Origin of the sequence: Leptolyngbya sp. FACHB-321 (genome assembly GCF_014695975.1) — a bacterium.
Lineage (GTDB): Bacteria > Cyanobacteriota > Cyanobacteriia > Leptolyngbyales > Leptolyngbyaceae > Stenomitos.
This window is the reverse complement of record NZ_JACJPI010000063.1, coordinates 1-20,135: the sequence shown is the minus strand read 5'-3', so window position 1 is coordinate 20,135 and position 20,135 is coordinate 1. Positions and strand designations below refer to the sequence as shown.

General features: G+C 47.5%; 17 protein-coding genes, 1 rRNA gene and 2 pseudogenes. 12 read left to right on the top strand and 8 right to left on the bottom strand.

The window, feature by feature from the left end; genetic code table 11:
• Together H6F76_RS15665 and H6F76_RS15660 are read left to right on the top strand one after the other, a co-directional pair.
• Positions 1 to 106 (top strand): annotated as a pseudogene (locus H6F76_RS15665) (IS1 family transposase); the annotation flags it as partial.
• Between the two features lie 511 nt (positions 107 to 617).
• Positions 618 to 1,142 carry a hypothetical protein gene (locus tag H6F76_RS15660; RefSeq protein ID WP_190509593.1) on the top strand — a complete coding sequence of 175 codons (525 nt, stop codon included), beginning with the start codon at positions 618 to 620 and terminating at the stop codon, positions 1,140 to 1,142.
• A gap of 577 nt (positions 1,143 to 1,719) precedes the next feature.
• Here the strand turns inward: H6F76_RS15660 and H6F76_RS15655 are convergent.
• On the bottom strand, positions 1,720 to 2,019 hold the full coding sequence (locus H6F76_RS15655) for a hypothetical protein (RefSeq protein ID WP_190509591.1): 300 nt from the start codon (positions 2,017 to 2,019) through the stop codon (positions 1,720 to 1,722).
• A 178-nt stretch (positions 2,020 to 2,197) separates the two neighbouring features.
• On the opposite strand from H6F76_RS15655, the gene H6F76_RS15650 reads away from it, so the two are divergent.
• A complete protein-coding gene (locus H6F76_RS15650) occupies positions 2,198 to 3,193 on the top strand; it encodes a hypothetical protein (RefSeq protein WP_190509589.1) in 996 nt (331 codons plus the stop codon).
• Positions 3,194 to 3,417: 224 nt separating this feature from the next.
• Here the strand turns inward: H6F76_RS15650 and H6F76_RS15645 are convergent, their stop codons facing one another.
• Complete coding sequence (locus H6F76_RS15645; RefSeq protein WP_190509587.1) at positions 3,418 to 3,645, bottom strand: hypothetical protein; 228 nt, start codon at positions 3,643 to 3,645, stop codon at positions 3,418 to 3,420.
• 7 nt (positions 3,646 to 3,652) lie between these two features.
• Positions 3,653 to 4,015: a hypothetical protein gene (locus H6F76_RS15640; RefSeq protein WP_190509585.1), complete on the bottom strand. Its 363-nt coding sequence runs from the start codon at positions 4,013 to 4,015 to the stop codon at positions 3,653 to 3,655.
• On the opposite strand from H6F76_RS15640, the gene H6F76_RS15635 reads away from it, so the two are divergent.
• The 4 genes from H6F76_RS15635 to H6F76_RS15620 all read left to right on the top strand — a co-directional run bounded on the left by H6F76_RS15635 (position 4,014) and on the right by H6F76_RS15620 (position 7,655).
• Positions 4,014 to 4,199, top strand: coding sequence for a hypothetical protein (locus H6F76_RS15635; protein WP_190509583.1), 186 nt, complete (start codon positions 4,014 to 4,016; stop codon positions 4,197 to 4,199). The genes H6F76_RS15640 and H6F76_RS15635 overlap by 2 nt on opposite strands.
• A 612-nt stretch (positions 4,200 to 4,811) precedes the next feature.
• Positions 4,812 to 4,982 (top strand): hypothetical protein, encoded by a 171-nt coding sequence (locus H6F76_RS15630; RefSeq protein ID WP_206754388.1) that lies wholly within the window; start codon positions 4,812 to 4,814, stop codon positions 4,980 to 4,982.
• A gap of 83 nt (positions 4,983 to 5,065) precedes the next feature.
• Positions 5,066 to 5,848: a hypothetical protein gene (locus tag H6F76_RS15625; RefSeq protein WP_190509579.1), complete on the top strand. Its 783-nt coding sequence runs from the start codon at positions 5,066 to 5,068 to the stop codon at positions 5,846 to 5,848.
• 208 nt (positions 5,849 to 6,056) lie between these two features.
• Positions 6,057 to 7,655 carry a hypothetical protein gene (locus H6F76_RS15620; protein WP_190509577.1) on the top strand — a complete coding sequence of 533 codons (1,599 nt, stop codon included), beginning with the start codon at positions 6,057 to 6,059 and terminating at the stop codon, positions 7,653 to 7,655.
• A 225-nt stretch (positions 7,656 to 7,880) separates the two neighbouring features.
• Here the strand turns inward: H6F76_RS15620 and H6F76_RS30550 are convergent.
• Positions 7,881 to 7,979: pseudogene (locus tag H6F76_RS30550) on the bottom strand (IS6 family transposase); the annotation flags it as partial.
• Between the two features lie 507 nt (positions 7,980 to 8,486).
• Here H6F76_RS30550 and H6F76_RS15615 point away from each other — a divergent pair.
• Complete coding sequence (locus H6F76_RS15615; protein WP_190509576.1) at positions 8,487 to 9,053, top strand: GNAT family N-acetyltransferase; 567 nt, start codon at positions 8,487 to 8,489, stop codon at positions 9,051 to 9,053.
• A 454-nt stretch (positions 9,054 to 9,507) separates the two neighbouring features.
• On the opposite strand, the gene H6F76_RS15610 is transcribed toward H6F76_RS15615, so the two are convergent.
• The 4 genes from H6F76_RS15610 to H6F76_RS15595 all read right to left on the bottom strand — a co-directional run bounded on the left by H6F76_RS15610 (position 9,508) and on the right by H6F76_RS15595 (position 13,917).
• Positions 9,508 to 9,870, bottom strand: a complete 363-nt coding sequence (locus H6F76_RS15610) for a response regulator (RefSeq protein ID WP_190509574.1) — start codon at positions 9,868 to 9,870, stop codon at positions 9,508 to 9,510.
• A gap of 2 nt (positions 9,871 to 9,872) precedes the next feature.
• Entirely contained in the window at positions 9,873 to 12,494 is a 2,622-nt protein-coding gene (locus H6F76_RS15605) for a response regulator (protein ID WP_190509572.1), read from the bottom strand.
• A 200-nt stretch (positions 12,495 to 12,694) separates the two neighbouring features.
• On the bottom strand, positions 12,695 to 13,555 hold the full coding sequence (locus tag H6F76_RS15600) for an HD domain-containing phosphohydrolase (RefSeq protein ID WP_190509570.1): 861 nt from the start codon (positions 13,553 to 13,555) through the stop codon (positions 12,695 to 12,697).
• On the bottom strand, positions 13,552 to 13,917 hold the full coding sequence (locus H6F76_RS15595; RefSeq protein WP_190509568.1) for a response regulator: 366 nt from the start codon (positions 13,915 to 13,917) through the stop codon (positions 13,552 to 13,554). Before H6F76_RS15595 ends, H6F76_RS15600 begins: the two co-directional genes overlap by 4 nt.
• Before the next feature lie 1,717 nt (positions 13,918 to 15,634).
• Between H6F76_RS15595 and H6F76_RS15590 the strand changes: the two genes are divergently transcribed.
• From H6F76_RS15590 to H6F76_RS15575, 4 genes are all read left to right on the top strand, one after another.
• The gene (locus H6F76_RS15590) at positions 15,635 to 15,829 is read left to right on the top strand and encodes a hypothetical protein (protein ID WP_190509567.1); all 195 of its coding nucleotides are present in this window, start codon (positions 15,635 to 15,637) and stop codon (positions 15,827 to 15,829) included.
• A gap of 226 nt (positions 15,830 to 16,055) precedes the next feature.
• Entirely contained in the window at positions 16,056 to 17,690 is a 1,635-nt protein-coding gene (locus H6F76_RS15585) for an ATP-binding protein (protein ID WP_190509565.1), read from the top strand.
• Positions 17,691 to 17,711: 21 nt separating this feature from the next.
• The gene (locus H6F76_RS15580) at positions 17,712 to 18,815 is read left to right on the top strand and encodes a response regulator (RefSeq protein ID WP_190509564.1); all 1,104 of its coding nucleotides are present in this window, start codon (positions 17,712 to 17,714) and stop codon (positions 18,813 to 18,815) included.
• A gap of 1,207 nt (positions 18,816 to 20,022) precedes the next feature.
• Positions 20,023 to 20,135 (top strand): 16S ribosomal RNA (locus H6F76_RS15575); the annotation flags it as partial.

Sequence of the window (20,135 nt, the reverse complement as noted above, 5' to 3'; positions counted from 1 at the left end):
GTCTCGACTGGTTCGCAAAACCTTGTCATTTTCAAAATCCGTAGAGAATCATATTGGTGCCCTTTGGTATTTCATCCATCACTACAACGCATCATTACTTGTGTAGCACTACCCTAAGGGTGATTGGGAACTCTTGTTGTTTGAACTGCAAAGTCAAGTGCAAGGTGTGAGCGATTGAGAGCAACACTGATAAGGGGAACTCCTCCGCTCCCTTGAGTCTTTCCTGCGTTTACTGAGTTCGCTGTTGGATCTGCAGTGAGCCGCAGCCGCAAAGAGGCATAAAAGGGGTGTAATCAGGATGCGTGTAATTCAGTGCCACGAGCGCTTGAAACGCCTGTTTCTACGTGATCTCTTAGGAAGGATTCTTGATGGAAGAGTGGATTCTGGAAGTTCCAGTGGATAAAGGTTTCAAAAGTTGGTGGCACTAAATTGCAGCTATCCTGATTACACCCCTATGTCGGCTCACCCCCTTTTTCCGCTGCTCAAACTCAGCCCAAAAGTAACTAGGGCTGAGCCGGCAAACCTGGAACACGGTCGTACTCAGCTGTAGCTAACCGAGCTAAAGGCACTGCGCTGGCGGCGGCTTGAGCGAAAACACATAGGGATGTTCTGGGAACATGACGAGAAACTTGCAACGGAAAGCGACCTCCTTTGAATTTCAGGGTCTTACCGCCGCGCACCAAAGCTTATTGGGACTTACCCTCATGGAAGTGGTGCTCATGGTTTGTGGCCTTATGCTTCTGTGCCAGCCCCAATTGACAACCCTCGAATGCGATCGCCGTCAAGCCTTTGGGCGATGCAAACTCGTGGTCTCCAGTTTGTCTCAGGAAACTGCCATACCGTTGCCCTTAGAGCGGTTAGAGAAAGCCGACGTGCAACACCATGGTCGGTTTGGTCAGTTGGTGCTGCATACAGCAGATGGACGCTTCTCCTTTCCGATCAATCGTGGTTTTAGTTCGACACAAGACGCTGCAAACCAGGTCAATACGTTTGTGCAAGACGCTGCCATGCCGTCTCTGAAACTGAAGCAGGATAACCGTGGGTTCGTTTACCCCTTAGCCTTGTGTTTACTGGGCATGGGTAGCAGCTCGCTGTGGTTTAGTTGTAGAGGCTGGCTCAAACACTTCACACGCGAGTCCTAGCCTACCTCAACTAGTAGTAGCGACCGGCAAGACTCAGCGCTCAAACCTGCCAGCGAGACCGATGTCAACCAGCATGAACCTTGATTCCAGAGCCCTGGTTTAGCGCTTGTGGTAAGGCCCTCTGCATTAGTTTCAGCAAACATAAAAGTTTTGTCTCTCTGAATAACAACCTTCTGGACTCATGCTGAATCTGAATCGCCCTTTAGAAAAGTGGTATTGAATCGTCCCTGCATTCCCTTTTTCCAGTAGGAAGAAGGGAATGCAGGGACGAGCGCTCAATTAACCAGGGCCGTGATCATTCCAGGTGTGGGGACATCTTGTGCAAGCATAGCCATCCCCACCGACCCCTTGAAACCCTGGGCAGGAGCAGTTCCAGCAAGGTCCGTACCTGCAAACAACTTCATGCCATTGAGGTTTCGTGTCATTTCGTTCTTTTGTCGCAAACTGAATGTGATCCCTCAAGTCAGGGCTTAAGCAAACGGTAGACGCTCTTTTCAGCGTGATTGGCAACATGGTATTTTTCCTTACGAGGCGTTTATAGAAAAGCGAAATTATCAGAAGACCCAAATGATTGTCATCAAGTTGTTTGAGAACTAGACCAATCATCAGAAGCTCCGATTTCTCCAACTAATTGGCTTGCCAAACTAGCATCAGTCACCATATATGTGCCGGATACTGCCAGGGTGCCAACTGCTCCAGGGGCATCGATCGTCAATGCGGCAGTTGCCTCTCCTGTGACCAAAGCTGTTCCTGCCTTAATAAGTCGTTTTGTTGTCCTAGAAACTTGCTTGCCTGTGCTTTCCTCATAGAGATCTATAGCCAAACTAGCCAGTTCTCCACCTACAATTGCTGCAATCGTTGATTGACCTAAGGGCATGTCTCCATTCCTCTTGAGAGATGTAACTTCTTTATATGCAAACCTCGCTCTCTAGGTGTGGTTAGATTAAAAGAAAAAATGAGCAAAAATTCTCAGGGAAAGGAGATTGTTAATCATCTCAAAATTGCCAAAGTGTAGTTCTTTATACCAAAATTTATTGGTTCCCAATTCAGGCTCTATGACAAATTTGCAAGACGACATTACAGCTGTATATGAACGTCTCCCAAATTTGAGGCGAGACGTTCTAGATCGAATTTTGGTTGGTTATTCAGTTAAACAAATTGCACACGAACTATTTCATGATAGAAAGGACTCTATTGCTTGTGTAACAGCACACCTCAAGGAGATTTATAGAAATTACAAAGAGTTTCTTAAAGATGCCGATCCTGAGTCTAAGCGCTCTCATCTGATCATCTTGTTTTACAATCAGGCTCCTAGCTTAGTTGCCAAAATTTACATCTCAATTGGCAGCCCCTTGTACTCGGCCAGGCAGCCTAAACTATTCGGTGACTTGTCTGGAGAATATAGATACGAATTGCATAAAGTCACGAGAGAGGAAATTCCTATATTGCAAGCTATGGGAAGAAAATACTTCAATGCTCAGGATCATCTTTCCACAAAGCTTTTGGAATCGTGGCACACTCGAGACCCTAATTCCTTCAGAAAAATGCTAAATAAGAACGGAAGAATCGTTGGTTTTTTTATTATCCTGTTTCCTAATTTAAATATTTTTAGCAGCTTTTCTAGAGGCAGTACGCTTGAAAGAGAGTTAAAGGCTTCCAGTATTATCTCGTGGAAAGAACGTCCACAAGAGCAAGAGGATTATCTCTATATCAGTGTAATTGTTGGGGAAAATGGAGGTATGGTTACGAATACTTGTATTCTTTTATGTCTTGCTAATTACATAGATTGTATACGCGAATCTAGGAAGGTAAATAGGCTATATGCGACAGCAGCTACCGATGCTGGACGGGACTTGATGCGCGATAATTTTAGATTCCGTCTTTATACTCCTGCTGCCGAAAGAAGGGATGATGAAGATTTTTTTGAAGCAGACTTGACGGAGATAGAAACAACGCTATTTGACCATCTTATAAAAACATTTCCTGCATTTAATCGATACTCTTCTAATGTGGATTTTAGCAATGAGCAACAATGGAAAGCTGTATATTAAAAAACTACCTAGCTGCTTAATAGGTCAAATAATGCCATCAGTTAGTTGGTGCTCATTGTCAGTTGATTAGTACGGCAGCATACCATAGCCTCTAAGAGGCTGTTTAAAAAGGGGGAGGTGTGTAGCAAATTACGCCAAGCGCCTGACCATGAGCCGAATCATGGCGGGATAAATTATCGTTTCAGCGGCTTCCGGTAAGGCTTCACAATCCTTTCGCACCCAGATCAGACAGCCGTTGCAGGACTCGTTTCCCGCCCATCCATCTGCATGAGCACTACACCTTCCACAGCACTAGGCAGGTGATCGACCGGGATGCGATCGTGGCAGGGCTGGATTTGGGCTAACGGAAATTTCTGGGTTTTAGGCTTACACACCCTTGACGGATCGCAACGCACACCCCAGGTGATCGTCTGCCTAAGCACTGGTGCCAGTGTGCGCCCTAGAAGGCTCAACCGGTCTCTACCGAACCGGTCCGAAGAAGAAGCCATCAACCGCATCTAACCGGCACCGCCAGACGGACCCAGGATTAAAGGGAATCTGACCCGCAACCGAAACAATCCAGGGGTTTTGCAGGTGAATGTACCGTCCCCTTTCAGCGAGGATGTCTTGCTGCAGCAGCGCAAACACCGTGGCAGCGTCTTTGACGTCAGCGCCAGGTTTCAGCGCCTCAGCATAAAGCGCCGCGCTAATGATCTGCCCGCCGATGAGTGCACCCTGAACACTGAGCACCACGGTAATCGATGGTTGGTTGCTCTCTTCAGCCGTGGCGACGTAGCGAAACAGCAGCGGATCAGCGTTGTTGGGTCTGTTTGGTGATTCCATGGCGGTACTCTTGAAGCGAAGCTGCTACCAGAGGCAATTATATAACTTGCCTGCTGGCAAGTGGTGCCAGGGCAGGGCGTTGAAAAGGGTGCTGAATCCGCCGCGCGGCGATCGTCTGTGGCTGTTAGGCTGTCTCGACCAAGAGATAATGATGCACCGGGAGCTGACCGCGATCGCCACGTAAAAGAGGGGCTGTGAGCGGTCGTAGCGAACCGCTTTTAAGGAGTGTACTAGTGGCTTTGGACTAAGATTGGACTTTTTTGGCTCAAAAAGGAGTAGTACAGCGGTCTTTTTGCCCCTTTGCAGCGCCTGCAAGTCCGATTCCTTCGTGGCACCGTTGCTCCGGGGTGCAACTAACCAACAAAATTAGCCTTGCTTTGAGCCAAACGCTGAAAGCTCTTCTGTGTAGGGTTTTAGAACCCATATGATAAACTTTTACACTTATCTCGGCACGATACCAAGTTGAACGCCTGATCATGACTACTCCTTCGTTTCGCGGCACCCAGCTATGGCTTAAAGAAGTATTCCTTGACGTTTTCGTTTCAGTTTCTGAAATGCTACTGCCAAAGCGTGTAGGGAGAAGCTAGGCTAGCGAGTAACTTTGAGCACGGTGGCAGGCAGCAGCTAGCAGTCAGTCATGACCTTCCAGCCTCTCCGTCTCTCCTCACTCCTTACCCCTCTCTCTCATGCCCCAACAACTTGCGATCTCTACCCGTGGGCTAACCAAGCAGTTTGAACGAATCTGGGCGCACTGAAGGCAGAGTTAACCAACTGTCCACAAGTTGAAGGCATCGAAGTGTTGGCAGAGGCTCAGAGCCTTTGTGTTCACTTTTCGGGTGACGTGCAGGCATCGGCTGCTCTACTGCGATCGCTCATTACCGCCGGCATTCCGCTCACTGATTTTCACCGTACGCAAGAAAGCCTGGAAAGTATCTTTCTCAAAATGGGGCATCAGCAAATGTCGTAACAGTGGCTTTAGCAGTCAGAAGTCAATAGAACATTCAATCTCAGCTCGAAACGTTCTTCTTTGTCTTTTAATCCTTGACCTCAATGCTGACTCACTGGCTGACGCAACTGAGCGATCGCAATCCCCAACTCCTGCGGGAAATCAAAGGACGTGTCACACGGCGTCATGTGCTGGTAACGCTGGCTCTATCACTAGTGACTCAGCTTCTGATTGTGGGCTACCACTGGCGGCGTCTTGGCGCAGCTTCTGCTGAAACGAGCGCGAGTCCAATGATGTGGCGCCTTTGGTGGTTCGACATTTTCAATACGACGACCTGGCTTGCACTACTGCTGCTGTTGTTCTTGGGCAGCTACCTATTGGTGGGGGATATTGCCAAGGAGGAACGGCGAGGCACTCTAGCCTTTGTGCGCTTAAGCCCAGAGTCTGCTCAAAGCATTTTGCTCGGTAAGCTGTTGGGTGTGCCAATCTTGTTGTACGCAGCGATCGCGCTTGCCGTCCCGCTTCATTTTTGGGCGGCTGTTAATGCAGGGCTGTCCCTGCTGACGATCGCTAACGTATACGCACTTGCAGCCACTTCTTGTAGCTTTGTCTATACTTTTGCAACGTTTCATGCCTTAGGTTGGGGAGCCCAAGCGCAAGCCCTTTACGTCTTACCGATTCCCTGCATCATCTACTTTTTGCTCTGGCTGTTTAGCTTCTACGCAAGGTACTTAGGTTTACCAGCAAATGTCTATGACACAGTGTTAATCGCGTCCTTCAAGCCAAGTTCTTTCTTCAGCTTTCTGTTGGTCATGTTAGCCGTAGGGTCGTTTGGCTTGTGGCGAGGTTGCATTCAGCGCTTTCACCTGCCACCGCTACGTCATTGAACACGTAACCGTTTGATTGAAGGGGGCATACTCGCATCAGTAACGGACTCTCTAAAGCATCCCCCCAGCACATTGACAGTTTCAATGGTATGAAGCCCATTTCATAAACAGTTTTCTCTACCGACAGCCCAGATAGCATTATTCCTCTAAAGACAGCCGTCGTGCTTTCTAGACCGTCATCGCCTTTTAACCTGGAGCATTCATCTGTATGACACTTAACTGGCTACATAAATTCAGCGATTGGAATCCCCAGGTCTTCCGGGAACTCAAAGGACGCTTGAAGCACCGTAATGTTCTTCTGACTGTTCAGGGGTCACTTATAACTCAGCTCTTCGTGCTGCTGTATTTTTGGAGCGTACTGCCGAGACCGTTCAGACCGTATGACCACATCCTCGACCCCTACTGCACAGGTGGAGAGAGCTCTCCTTTTAAGTGTCTTTACGATTCGCTGGGTAATCCCATAGTGAATTGGCAACGCTGGTGGTTCGATGTGTTTCAGGCAATCTCCTGGATCTTGCCGTTTGTGCTGCTGGTTGCAGGGGTGTATTTGCTCATTGGTGACTTAGGGAAGGAAGAGCGCCGAGGCACGCTGAATTTCATTCGCTTAAGCCCACAAACTAGCCAGAAGATCCTGCTTGGTAAGCTTTTGGGCGTACCCGCTGTACCTTATTTAGCAGTGCTGTTGGCGTTGCCATTACATGGGTTAGTAGCGATCGCGGCGGGAGTGCCGATTAGCGATGTTCTCAGTTTCTATCTTTTAACGATGGCTGTATGCGCCTTTTGCTACACTGCCGCCTTGCTGTATGCGCTGCTGGGTGGCGTGCAGGGTTGGGCAGGAGCAGTGGTGATTTGGATGAGCTATACACTCTTCTTCCAACTGTGGCACTCTTGGGCATCGTGGGAATCTTCTTGGTCAAATCCGACTCTGCGCCTGCAATGGTTTTACTTCTTAATTAACGGCAGCCGTACCGCTGCGCTTGCCTTTGCATTGCTGACGTTGGGAGCGGGCACTTACGGGTTGTGGCAAGCAGTCAACCGTCGCTTCCGTCATCCTGATCTGACGCTGTTAAGCAAAAGACAGAGTTACGGCCTGACGCTTTGCTTAGAAGTTTGGCTGCTTGGGTTTGTCTTCCGGGATCTTACAAACTACCATCGCCCTTTTAATTATTTAATCTGGCTGGGCTTTTGCAATTTGCTATGGTTCATGGTGCTGGTTGCAGCGCTTACCCCGCAGCGGCAGATGCTAATCGACTGGGCACGGTATCGGCGGGAGCGAGTGACCAGCGCCAGACAGTTTTGGAGCCGCTCGATTGTCAAAGACCTGCTGTGGAGTGAGAAGAGTCCAGCGCTGGTGGCGATCACGCTTAACCTACTGATCACAGCCATTGTTGTCACTCCTTGGGTGCTTAGTTGGAGCCGTCCTAACAGTTCCCCGCTGCAAGGGTTAGTAACGATTATTCTGGGCAGTACGTTCACACTTATTTGTGCTGCGATTGCTCAGCTAATGATGTTTATGAAGTCGCCGAAACGGGCAGTCTGGGCAGCAGGCACGGTTGCCGCTGTGGTGGTTCTGCCGCCAGTCGCGCTTACTGTCTTGCAGTTTTCCTCCTCTGAAATACCGCTAGCGTGGCTGTTCTCCATCGGTGCCTTTAGAGTGTTTCAGCAAGGTGTCCCACTGACGATCGCCTTCACTGCCTTCCTGGGTCATCTTGGCATCTTAAGTTTGCTGTCTTTGCGACTCACGCGTCAGCTAAAACGGGCAGGCGAGTCAGAGACAAAGGCATTGCTAGCAGCAAGTAGAGGCTAGCTCCGAAGTCTAAAGGGTATTGTCAACTTAACCGGCGATAGGCAAAATTAAACACAACAAGCCCTCAAGCGTCAGGTGCGCTCGATTGACGCAGCCGCTTTTAGCCCAGCGACTGCTCGCCAAGCTTGAAAGCGTTGGTGCCGTTCTTGGCGCTAGCGTCGTGCGGTCAGTGGGTGTTGTTTCGGGTGGAAGTGATCTCGCATGAGTCTAAAAGCCCCAAGGCAAGCGCAACGCTTGCCTTGGGGCTTTGCCTCGCCGCCTGCGTCGTGCTCGCACTCGTGTCGGTTGATGGGAGTGCTCGGCTCGATTGTTCCAGCCCTTGTGCGGGTCGGAGATCCATTCATGCAATTTGGTATCACGATAAGCTTCAAAGGTTCTCTAGAAGGGGGGTTCAGGATTCACCTGTTTAGAGCTACTTTCCAGCCTTGAGTGGTACTTCCAGAACGAAGGAGTGCGGATTTGAGCCTCTTAAAATTAGATAAAAACGTAGGATGATACTAAATTGCACGAATAGGTCTCCGACCCGGTGTTTACTATCAGACCATGCATGGCTTTCAAGTGTGCCTTTAATAAATTCCAAAAAGTCCAAGGAGAGCATCCTAGTTGGTTCACCTTTAAAGCCGCGACGCTCATCTAAAGCGACGCCTCCACGCAAGCCTGAAGCGCTGACCAAAATTATGAATGTGAATCTGAGCACGGGAATACGGTCAATACCCAGTCTGATAGATCTAGAAGGGCTGGCACTCGGGACAGGATTTACGCCCTTGGTCATCACGCAAACATGATCGCCGTCCAGTGAAACGAAAGCCGCTAGCCCGCTACCTGATCACGATGAAATGTGAACTGGAAACCACTCGCTTACGACTTCGACCTTGTCGGATGGAGGACATTGAACTTGCTTATGGTCTTTGGACTGACGCTCGCGTGCGGCACTTCCTGTTCGATGACCGGATCATCTCGCGGGCTGACGCGTGCTCGTTGATCGAGGCCAGTCTCGTGAACTTTGAACGATGTGGGTACGGACTCTGGCTCGCCTTCGCGCGCGAAGGTCGATGTCTGATTGGCTTTGCTGGTTGCTTGCGCTCAGAAGGGGAAGCCCCTAGCCTTATCTATGGTGTTCAGCCTGGCTTCTGGGGCAAAGGCTACGCGACAGAGGCTGCTGGTGCGGTGTTGCGTTACGCCTTAGCAAGTCTTGCCGTGCCACTGGTGAAGGCGGATGTGGATGAGCCGAATGTTACCTCCGTGCGCGTGCTTGAGAAGTTGGGCATGAGGCGGACAGGACGTGCCATTGTCGCGGGGCGACCACTCATTTATTACGAGGAGTCGCGCTCGCGTCGAGTGCGGTCTAACCCCGACATAGACCCGACACCTCTCCATGAACCCGTTCGTGATCATTGAATGTGGGTGCAGGTGATGCTAGACGTTAACGCTTTTAACCTTGCCGAAAATGCTTGAAGTCGGCAAAGATGCAAACTGGGACGCGGCTAGGATAAAAAAGTGCAAGATAGACTGAAAAGCCTTATCCAGATTGAGTTACAGAGCATCTGTCGCAGTGAGGCTCTGTATTGGGGCCGCTGCTGCCACCCGCAACGGACCGAGCCGAATCAAGCAATTGAGTAAGGTTATCAGTGGTTCGATTTCTTACTTTGATTGAACTGAGATGTTAAACAGCGTAAACTGAGCTCAGCGGTGCTTTCAGGCTTCACATTGGTTTTGGTCCGATTGCTACGGGAACGCCTAATAGATGTAAGCGGGTGAAATTGGACAAAGGTGCGTCGCTGTATCCCACGCCGCATAACGGTTAGAACCTTTATCCCTTGTATGTAGGAGAGCCATGTTTTAAGGTTTGCAATTACCGAACCACTGCTTCAACAACCGCTTTTAGCTCAGACATCGAACAGGGTTTGCGGATGCACCAATCCGCTCCCAAGGCTTGAGCTCTTTTCATATCGTCTCGATTTGGAAAACCACTAAAGCAAATGATGGAAACATGAGAGCAATTTGTTTTCAGCCACTCTAATAATCTGAAACCAGCATATGGTTCCAACCGTTTCAAAGCAACATCAAGAATCACTAGGTCAGGCTGTAAAGCAGTAAATTTCTTCTGAAATTCATCCGCATCCTGCACTCCAACAACTTTATAAGTGTCACTTAGCGTTGCAGACACCAGTTGCTGCAACTGGTAATCGTCATCGACAAAAACAACTTTCTTCACTCTTACCTCAGGCTACCAAGGGTTTGTTCGACAAGTTGGGTCAAGGCCTCGAGCGTGGCTTTCTGCTTATTAACTAAAATTCCCATCCTGTTCTTGAGATACTTCTTCTCTTCAGCCGCTAAAGTAGCACCCGTGACGACAATGACAGGTAAGTCAAAGGCATTTTTATTCATTCTCAGTTGCTTCAATACTTCAAAACCATCGGTTTCGGGCATTAATAGATCAAGAATGAGTAGATCGGGCATTTGTTGATGGATACACTCTAATGCTTCTCTACCGTTCACAGCTTCTAGGCAACGCACGTCTTTTTCTAACTTGATAATTTCAATGACCTGCTGACGAAAAGCGGCATCATCATCAGCAACCAACACAGTTTTTCCTGCGAGCTGAGGCAAATGATATTCTACAGTTTGTAGTAGTCTCTCAGCTACAACTGATTTAGGTAGGTAGTCTGCTCCTCTAAAAGCAAGCCCCCTGATGTTTGGCTCCGATGAAAGGGTGATGATTAAAACTGGGGTAGACAGCAATTTAGGATTACTTCTACTTCGTAGCGCAATCAAGAAGTCCCAACCGTCTAACTTGCCTGCTAGATGAATGTCTAGCACAATCAAGCGAGGAGAGCGCTGCTCCAGCAACTGTAGAGCCTGCTCAGCAAAGGCAGTGGAGACGACATTGAAACCTGCTGACTCAAACTGATCTTGAAGGAGTTTGGCAAAGTTTTCATGATCTTCCACAAGCAAGACATCAATGGTTGTTGCAAAGACTGGCTCTTGAAACACCAAGGGCACCGGCTCTAGCACTTTAGGCAAAGTGAAAGAAAAAGTACTACCTTTCTCAGGCTCACTTTCAACGGTAATGTTGCCATTATGAGCTTCAACAATGGACTTGACTAAGGTTAATCCTAGCCCTGTTCCACCAATCTTGCGAGTCGCCGTACTGTCAACGCGGTAAAACTTGGTGAAGAGTTTCGCCCTTGCCTCTGGCGTCATCCCAAGTCCTTGGTCGGCGACACAAACACGAATAGCCGTTTCCTCTTCATGAGCAGAAATTGTGATTGTTCCTCCTGCAGGAGAGTATTTGATGGCATTGGACATCAAATTAGCAAGAACTTGACGAATGCAATCAGCATCTGCCTTAACAGGTGACAGTAAGTCAGGTACTACAACGTTAAAAGCATGCTCGTGATGGTTAGGGGCAAACAGCGAAATGCTTTCATGCAGCAACGATGCAAGATCTACAGGCTCAAAATAGTAGGTCTGCTGTCCTGATTCAATACGTTGAATATCGAGAAAGTTAGTAATGAGATTGGTGAGGCGTATAGTTTCATTAGAAATGATGGTCAGATATTGGCGCTGTTTTTCTGGTGAAGATTGTTTGTGGAGTAGCAGTTCGGTAAAGCCACGTAAGCTTGTTAAAGGCGTGCGTAATTCGTGATTTACTGTAGAAATAAAGTCATTTTTCAATCGTTCGACTTCCTTCCGCTCAGTCATATCTCGTGCTACACAGAACATTAATTGTTCAGAGTCTGACCAACTTGCAGACCATAGAAGATCGATCCACGACCCATCTTTACGTTGATAGCGGTTCTCAAAGCCTGAGACGACATGACCAGCCATCACGTCAATGGCAACTGCAATCGTCTTCTGAACGTCTTCGGGTACAACGAAGTCAAGGTAAGGGCGACCGACCAGCTCTTCGGCACTGTAACCCCACAGCAGTAGGCAGGCAGGACTAAGATCCACAAACTTGCCCTCTGCGTTGATTGAGCAAATCACATCGCGTGAATTATCAATCAGTGCCTTTTCCTTACGAGCGGCTGCCGCCAGCAAAACATTGGCTTCATGCAGTTGGGCTTGCCGTTCAGCAATTTTCTCAGCGGTAGTGTGCAGCACCTGGTCCAGCTGACTCACTTCATCTTGTCCAAGAATCAAAGCGGTCAAAGGTTCCCCCTGCGCCATTTTGTGAGCATTATCTTGCAATTGACGAATACGTCGGACAATGCCCACACTGTAAAGAGAATGAGCGGCAAACCCACCCGCTACGCCAATCAAGCTTGCGACCCAAAGCACTGCGATCGTGATGCTCCTTTTGTTCTGTAGCCTTTGGCTACGTTCCCGTAATAGTTGATCTTCTACCTGAGTAAACTCATCCACACGTTGCCGAATGACATTCATTCCTGCTTTTCTTTGATCCAGGAGCGGCGTTAATTTAGCTACATTCCGCGCTTTGCCCTTAGCAGCTTGAATGAGTTCTAAGTCGTTTTGCATCAGCACCAGCTGCTGTTCAACCAGAACTTGAATCTGTTTGAGACGATCTTTCTGCTTAGGGTTATCACTCACTAACTGAGCGAGATCAGCTAAAGTGCCAGGAATTAAAAACTGTGCCTGCGTGTAAGGCTGTAAATATTCTTCTTTATGAGTCAAGTCATAACCGCGTACACCGGTTTCAGCCTCTACTAAGCGTCGGAGCGCCTGTTCTGCATTCAAGCGCACTTCCTGAGTGTGTTTTACCCATTGCTCCGCTTGATCAAGGTGACGTTGCAGCAAAGCAAAAGTAGTCAGCGAGGTGACTAAGCAGATGACTGGAATTGCCGTGACGATCGCGCCCTTAGAGCGTAAAGACAAATTGGACCACAGCTTCGATGAACGTTGCATCACTGATATAGGCATCATTGCAATGATGAGCTCCAACCTTACATAAAGCTGGTAGAAGAAGTGCCATGCTTCGATCCAGCAATGAAGCTTTGCACCCAGTTAAAGTTCAAATTGGTAGAGAAATGGTTAGAGTCTTTACCCCAAAAATGAGGCTAATGAACAAAGCGACCTCAAGCAGTGCACAACTCGTCATCCGAAATACGCTCATAAATCGCAGCGAATTTGGGATGGATAGCGCGAAATGCCTCTATGATTTGCGGATCAAAATGTTCAGGCTGGGTCCGTCCATCGCCATTGAGGAGAATGTCACAAGTTTTATCGTGTTCAAATCCAGGTTTATAGGGACGTTGGCTACGCAGAGCATCATATTGATCGGCGAGGATGATGATACGACCAACTACAGGAATCTCTTCTTCCCTCAATCCATTTGGGTAACCTGTGCCATTCCAACGCTCGTGATGAGTCAGCGCAATATCTCGGCTCATCTGTGCTAAAGGTGAATCTAATCCTTCTAGCAAACTTGCTCCAAACTTTGGGTGTTGCTTCATCGTTTCCCATTCCTCGGTGGAGAGTGCCCCCTGTTTGAGCAGAATGGCATCAGGGACGGCAATTTTGCCAACATCGTGCATGGGCGCCGCTTGGAAGAGCATTTCGGCTTCCACTTCGCTCCAACCTAAATGCAAAGCCATTGCTTTAGCATAGTGACTGAGACGTTGAATATGAGCACCAGTTTCCTCATCTTTATACTTCGAGGCACGAGTGAGTCGGAAGATAAGTTCACAATAAGCAACCTCTAACTCCGCCGTTTTTTGCTTTTCTGCTACTACAGCTAGCTTCAAATCTTTGGCAAACGCTTGTAATTGTTGGTTAGCAAGAAGCAACTTCTGAGACTTCTCGCTTTCGGCCATAGCAAGACGCTTCAGATCACGGGCATAAATTGCTAGCTGAGAATTAGCGGCATCTAACTGCTGTTGTACATCAGTGTTGGCTTCAGGAAGAAACCTATCCTTCTCAAGGCGGCCAGTATTCATGAAAGCACTTCCTCTACTAAATGCATCAGTTCCAAAGGACTAAATGGTTTGATTAAATAGTGGTCTACACCGGCTGTTTTACCTGCAGCAATGTCATGCTGTTGTGATTTTGCAGTCAGCATAATGATTGGATGATGAATGAATTTAGGATTCATACGAAGTCGCTGACAAACTTCAATGCCGCTGTATCCGGGCATCATGTTATCTAATAAAAACAGATCTGGACTTACTTTCTCTGCTAGTTCTAGGGCTTGTTGACCATCTTCTGCTTCATAAATAGCATAGTCATCATCTTCCAAAGTAATCCTTACTAACAGACGTAGCTGCGGTTCATCATCTGCAATTAAAATCACTTTAGTCATCTGATCATTGAGTGAACGTCTTTGCCAGCTTAACTTGAGCTGGCAAATTTTTTCATACTTGTCTATGGCAATTTAAGGTTGTAAAAAACTTCGACACGATTAAGGTTCACTAACCTAGTAATCTGACTTCAATTTCTTGCAATATAATGCAGATCTCTCATCATCATTAGACAAATTCCTAGAGCTATGCTCAAGTTTGCAACTTGTGAAAATTTGTTCAAGCTACCTTATATTGATGCCATTTTCTACTTAAGCTTCTTATCGTTTTAACAACTTTTACAGTCGCTCAAACCTATCAACAACCACTGAACTTAATCTTAATAGACATATTAAGAATTTGCCTCTTGAACTTCAACAAGAAAGTTTAGTCGATTAGTTATTCTGATGATGTAAATCTTTAAAGCCTCATTGCAGAGTCTTATTAAGATTGATTCATCCGTATTCTTACGGTCTTTTACCCAGCAGCTTCACAGAAGACTTTTAATTTACCTTTCCCTTTTCTTGGTCAAAACCGCTACTAGGCTTTAGAGAAACTCGTCTGGCGAGGTACAGCATCAACTGTTGTTTAACCCCAAAAGATATTTTATGTGTTAAAAAGCACAACGAATCTGCCTAACTACTGCAAGTGGTTTTACCGTAGTTGGATAAACAATGAACACATAGAAAACAGAGGTCTTTACTGTCAAGCTTTTGTTTGCATCAGTGATTCCTATGAGTAAGTAAACTTCACTCTTGCTTAGCTCTACTCAGGTAACCACAGAAAAGACAACATCAGAAATTCTCGCTTGCAAACCAGTAGCAAAACTTACAAAAGCAGGAATATTATTTTGCCATACTTGCTTTAGCCATGCCTCAAGCTGTTCAGCTAGCTGTGTTGCAAAAACTGGTCAGTAGTAAGGTAGTCAAGTTTAGGCTCGGCTAAGCCCTTTACTATGTCTATGTAGAGTTGAGCCGACATATAGCCAAAAAAGTGCAAGAGGGGCTGGAAAATCCTATCCAGATTGAGCTACAGAGAATCTACTGAAGAAAGACTTAGCATCGGCACTGCTGCGGCAATATGCAGAAGTGGTATGAGAGAAGGGAGCTTTCAGCCGTTGAAACCGTATCAAAAGAAGCTGTGTACTACTGATTTTTGATTAGTACACTGTCCAAAAGTAGTCCAAACTTTTATTAGTCAAGAGTTTCAGTCTTGCCGGGGTGATTGAAGCGCAGCTGCCATGAAGTGCAATTAGGCTGGAACTGATACAGGGTAAGGAATTGGAAGTAATCATTCCGTACTATAAGTTTTGCCGTATTCTCCCATTTGCTTTTACTGGTCAACAAATTCAGGCTGCTTCAGGCTTCGGTTTAGTTCTAATTACCCTGGTGACACGTTCGCTTCAATCACCCGTTCCAGCAATATGCTTGACCTTTGTGGCTGACTTTCCGCTGGTTGATTGGGACTGACTTTTTCGCCATTTTTAGGCTTACGGGGGTTGTGCAAATAACCCCATCATCGCTTGCTTGTATCAGCCCATCAAAGTTGACCGAGCCAGCTCTGTCTCTATTGCTTCTGCTGCACTCGCTCAAAACCGGCACAATCCTTGGAAACCTTACATAGTGGCAGTTCTACTTTTTAAGCTACTTACGCGTTTGCAGAACCCGCAACTAGCCAAAACTCAAGACGCTTTAGCTGGAATCACGTTTTCTGAGAAAGTGCTTAGCCAATCACACCCTAATGCCCAGCTCACGTCCACTGTCCTTTAGCTTGGCGGTGGAGGCTGTCTATAAGCCCCAAGACGGTCACACAGAATCCTCCAGCAACCCAGGTAAACACCAGGCAAAGCCAAGTCTTCTCCTGAGTCTCCTCGCCACACTCGCGCTGGTGCTTTCGAGCACAACGGTTGCTGTGCAAGCCTTTCAACCGCTATAGTCATCAGGGTGCCAGCGCGTTTTGAACTTGTAGAGGGTCTGTTAGCGGCACCAAGCCAGTGACCGGCTCGGGCTTCGTTTGAGACTGCTGCAAGCTTGCATGTCTGAGCCTTCCAGCCTTAACGACCCTTTGGTGTCCGTAGCGCAAACGAAGCCAAGGCGCTACTGCTAGAGTTGTGCGGCGGCTCTAGCAGTTCAGTAGGCGTGCCAATTCAAGTTGAGTGCTTATGACAGCCCCATTGCCAGACAAGGAATTAGAAAGGCTCCATGAGCTTTACGCTTATAAAATTCTTGATACGGCACCCGAGCCAGATTTTGATAACCTTTCTCATCTAGCCGCTTATATTTGCGGTACGCCGATTTCGCTAATTGGTTTAATTGATGAAAAACGCCAGTGGTTCAAGGCAAAAGTAGGCGTAGAACTGGTAGAAACCACACGAGACATCGCATTCTGCTCTCACACGATTTTGCAATCAGACGTCCTTGTAGTGCCTGATCTTCTTGCTGATCAGCGCTTTGCCAATCATCCGCTCGTTGCAGCTGAACCGCACGTACGGTTCTATGCTGGTTCACCTTTGATCACCTCTAATGGTCATGCAGTGGGATCACTGTGTGTGATCGATTTACAACCCCGAGAACTAAGTGACGATCAAATTAAAGCACTGCAAATTCTAGGGCGTTTGGTTGTTAAACAACTTGAACTGCGGAATAATCTCACTGTCTTAGGTCGAATTACAGAGATACGAAAGCGGACAGAAGAGGCCTTGCGACAGACTAAGGAGCGATTCCGCAACCTCGTTGAACAAATCAATGACTGGGTTTGGGAAAGTGATCTGAACTCTTCTTTTATCTACGTCAGCCCCAAAGTCAGCCAAATTTTAGGCTATGAGCCCAAGGAAGTCATCGGCAAAACCCTAGAAAACTATATGGCTGCTGATGAGGCGAAGCGTCACAACACGGTGATGCATTACTTTATGACTCAACAAGAGCCATTCTCCTCTCTAGAAAATCAACTCATTCATAAAGACGGTCGCTTGATTGACTGCGAAAGTAGTGGCTCGCCCATACTTGATGTACAGGGTAAGTTGCAAGGCTACCGGGGTGTCACTCGCAATATCACCGAGCGTAAGCAAGCAGAGCGAGAAATGCGTAAGGCACTCACAAAAGAAAAAGAATTAAATGACCTGAAATCTCTTTTTATTAACACCGCATCCCATGAATTTCGCACACCTTTAACAACGATTCTGGCTGCAGCAGAATCATTGGAGCATTACGGTCATAAATGGACTGACGAAAAGAAGCAAGCGTACTTTCGGCGCATTCAAACTGCTGTTGATTACTTAAATCGGCTACTGCAAGATGTCTTGTTCCTTGGTCGTTCCGATGCTAAGAAAGTAGAGTTTCAGGCAACCCCCCTTGACTTAGAAAAGTTTTGTCGTCATTTGGTTGAAGATTTACAACTGACTGCAGGGAGTAAGCACCAAATTAACTTTTTGGCAAATTACCCTTCCCAGGAAGCCGTGATGGACGAGAAGCTCTTACAGCATATTCTGATTAACCTCCTATCAAATGCGCTCAAGTATTCGCCGGAAGGTGGCGAAGTGACGTTTACTTTGTCTTATGCAGCCGATACAGCTATTTTTCAAATTCAAGATGCTGGTATTGGCATTCCCGCTCCCGATCTAAAAAAACTTTTTGCTTCGTTCTACCGAGCGACTAATGTCGGTAACATTTCTGGTACTGGGCTGGGGCTATCAATTGTTAAACGAGCCGTTGATTCGCACGGTGGTAGTATTACAGTCACCAGTACAGTCGGTAAAGGTACAACCTTTACTGTGACCTTGCCAACCCATCATAACTAGCCTGAAAGTAGGATAGAACCAATGCGAAAAGTGCTAGTGATTGAAGATGAGCAAGATGTGCGAGAAATTATCCTCGACATTCTGGAAGAAGAAACATTTTATGCCATTGGGGCAGAAAATGGTCGGGTGGGGGTGCAGCTAGCACAAGAAATGTCGCCAGAACTAATCATTTGTGATGTCATGATGCCTGAGCTTGATGGTTATGGGGTGTTGACAGAATTACGCCAGAATCCAGCAACCGCAGCAATTCCTTTGATCTTTTTGACGGCAAAAGTAGGGCAAGACGACTTCCGAGAAGGCATGGGGTTGGGTGCAGATGACTATTTATCTAAGCCATTTACACGATCGGATCTGCTGAAGGCAGTTACGACTCGCATGCAGAAACAAGCCACCCTAGACCAAAAGCTGCAGCAAAAATTGAGTGAATTGCGGAGTAGCATTACCCTGGCACTCCCACAAGAGTTAACCGGTCCTTTGAATGCGATTACCGCTTCTTCCCGCTTGCTTATGGATGCATCCGCTCTCATGGAGCAGGATGAGATTGTAGAGATTGCAGAAAACATTCATCAATCCTCACAAAGTTTGTATCGGCTTGTGCAAAATTTTCTGCTTTATGCCCAGTTAGAGCTGGCTGAAAAAGAAGCACCAGAACGGGCCAAATCTGCTCGCACCAAGCAGATTTACTCTGCTAGAGCAGTGATTACAGAACTGGCGCTTCAGAAGATGCAGCGAGCTGATAGGGAAGCTGATTTAGAGCTAGAACTGGAAGATGCCGCCGTCCAAATTTCGGAAATTAGACTGAAAAAGATTGTTGAGGAACTGCTGGATAATGCCATCAAATTTTCGCAGCCCGGTACGCTGATTCGGATTGTGAGTCTTGTTAAGGATGAAACTTTTGCACTACATATCGTTGATAACGGTAGGGGTATGACCACCGAGCAAATTGCTAGTATGGGAGCCTATATGCAGTTTGAACGAAAACTGTCTGACCAGCAGGGCTTTGGCTTAGGCCTGGTGATTGTGAAACGTTTGGTTGAGTTACAGGGGGGAGTCTTTGTGCTTGAAAGTATCCCTGGTCAGCAAACAGTGGTGCGGCTCGTCTTGCCGCTTGCTCAAGTCGCATAATTGGTGGTGTTCGCGATGGGCTTGAGCCGACATTAAGGCAAAAAGGTGCCAGATGACCTAGAAGCCTTAGCCGGGCTGAGTTTGAGCAAAGCAGTAAGCCGTTGACCTTAAAGCGGCCCTTCTGCGACCACCCGCAGCTAACCAAACCGCCGGCGCAATTGCACTGCTGCTCCGGGGTGCAACTAACTAAAGTGATCGCCTCGGAGCTTGCTCTGGCTCTGGCTGGTCTCATTGAAGCGAAGCTGTTACCAGAGGCAATGAGACCGAAGTCAGAGGCTGAAACAACCCATTACCCGGTCATAGTTTCAGCCTCATTGCACTTCATGGCAGCTTTGCTTCGATAAGGCGCATTGGTAACATGGAGGCTGCACTGAGGGAAAGAGAGCAGAGCTGTGTCTCGGTTCATATGAAAGACTTTTTCATGCACTTAGCACCCTAGCCGCTGGACACTGACCAGCCTACGACTCTTGCTCCAGGCAAAGAAAAAGCCCCTATCGGACCCAGCAGAAGCAGCGTTAGAAGAACGAAGTAGACTCAAGCGTAATCACACACTCTCTGTCCTAACTCTGACTGAAGGCAGACCTATCGTTTATGTTTATGCTTACCGACTGACGGCACCGGTTACAAGGGAGACGAAAGCTTCTGCTTTATAGTTACTTCCCTCTCAGAGCATAGTAAATGCCGCCTACTCACCCAGACTTAACCCGTAACGCGGCGCAGAGCGAGGTGTCGAATTTTGCCCTTCCACCTCAACATGCAGGTTACATAACAGATGTTCTTAGTATGTTTTAGGGCAATCAAGCCGACAACGTTCAGGCTGGTCAAATAACCATCCTTCAGCCGGTCATAGAACTTCGAGATCGACTAGTACAGTTTCAGGCGCACACAATCGCTCTAGGTTCGCTAGAGTGAGGGAGTGCTAAGGGGAAACGCACTACGCCACCTGACAGCGAACCGTCTAGCAGCAGTAGTACAAGTACCGCTAATTTGTACGGTTGCCTTGACCACAAAATGCACATTGTCTGGTTATACTGAGTAAGTGTTGCGGTCACCCCGAGACACCACGGACCTGGAAAACCAAATAGTTTGAAAGCCAAGTTAAACACCAAACCTCGTTAGTAAAAATTAGTCTTGAGCAAGACTTAAGACATGAGATAACAGGAAGCCAAACAGTCGCGTGCTGTTTGGGAGCCGAAAACAGACTCTTAACATGGAGAGTTTGATCCTGGCTCAGGATGAACGCTGGCGGTCTGCTTAACACATGCAAGTCGAACGGAGTCCTTCGGGACTTAGTGGCGGACGGGTGAGTAACGCGTGAGA

What these genes read in the sequence shown, in the direction of transcription:
- H6F76_RS15660 (WP_190509593.1), top strand. Translation starts at nt 618, where the DNA reads ATGACGAGAAACTTGCAACGGAAAGCGACCTCCTTTGAATTTCAGGGT.
- H6F76_RS15655 (WP_190509591.1), bottom strand. Translation starts at nt 2,019, where the DNA reads ATGCCCTTAGGTCAATCAACGATTGCAGCAATTGTAGGTGGAGAACTG.
- H6F76_RS15650 (WP_190509589.1), top strand. Translation starts at nt 2,198, where the DNA reads ATGACAAATTTGCAAGACGACATTACAGCTGTATATGAACGTCTCCCA.
- H6F76_RS15635 (WP_190509583.1), top strand. Translation starts at nt 4,014, where the DNA reads ATGGCGGTACTCTTGAAGCGAAGCTGCTACCAGAGGCAATTATATAAC.
- H6F76_RS15640 (WP_190509585.1), bottom strand. Translation starts at nt 4,015, where the DNA reads ATGGAATCACCAAACAGACCCAACAACGCTGATCCGCTGCTGTTTCGC.
- H6F76_RS15625 (WP_190509579.1), top strand. Translation starts at nt 5,066, where the DNA reads ATGCTGACTCACTGGCTGACGCAACTGAGCGATCGCAATCCCCAACTC.
- H6F76_RS15620 (WP_190509577.1), top strand. Translation starts at nt 6,057, where the DNA reads ATGACACTTAACTGGCTACATAAATTCAGCGATTGGAATCCCCAGGTC.
- H6F76_RS15615 (WP_190509576.1), top strand. Translation starts at nt 8,487, where the DNA reads ATGAAATGTGAACTGGAAACCACTCGCTTACGACTTCGACCTTGTCGG.
- H6F76_RS15600 (WP_190509570.1), bottom strand. Translation starts at nt 13,555, where the DNA reads ATGAATACTGGCCGCCTTGAGAAGGATAGGTTTCTTCCTGAAGCCAAC.
- H6F76_RS15595 (WP_190509568.1), bottom strand. Translation starts at nt 13,917, where the DNA reads ATGACTAAAGTGATTTTAATTGCAGATGATGAACCGCAGCTACGTCTG.
- H6F76_RS15590 (WP_190509567.1), top strand. Translation starts at nt 15,635, where the DNA reads ATGCCCAGCTCACGTCCACTGTCCTTTAGCTTGGCGGTGGAGGCTGTC.
- H6F76_RS15585 (WP_190509565.1), top strand. Translation starts at nt 16,056, where the DNA reads ATGACAGCCCCATTGCCAGACAAGGAATTAGAAAGGCTCCATGAGCTT.
- H6F76_RS15580 (WP_190509564.1), top strand. Translation starts at nt 17,712, where the DNA reads ATGCGAAAAGTGCTAGTGATTGAAGATGAGCAAGATGTGCGAGAAATT.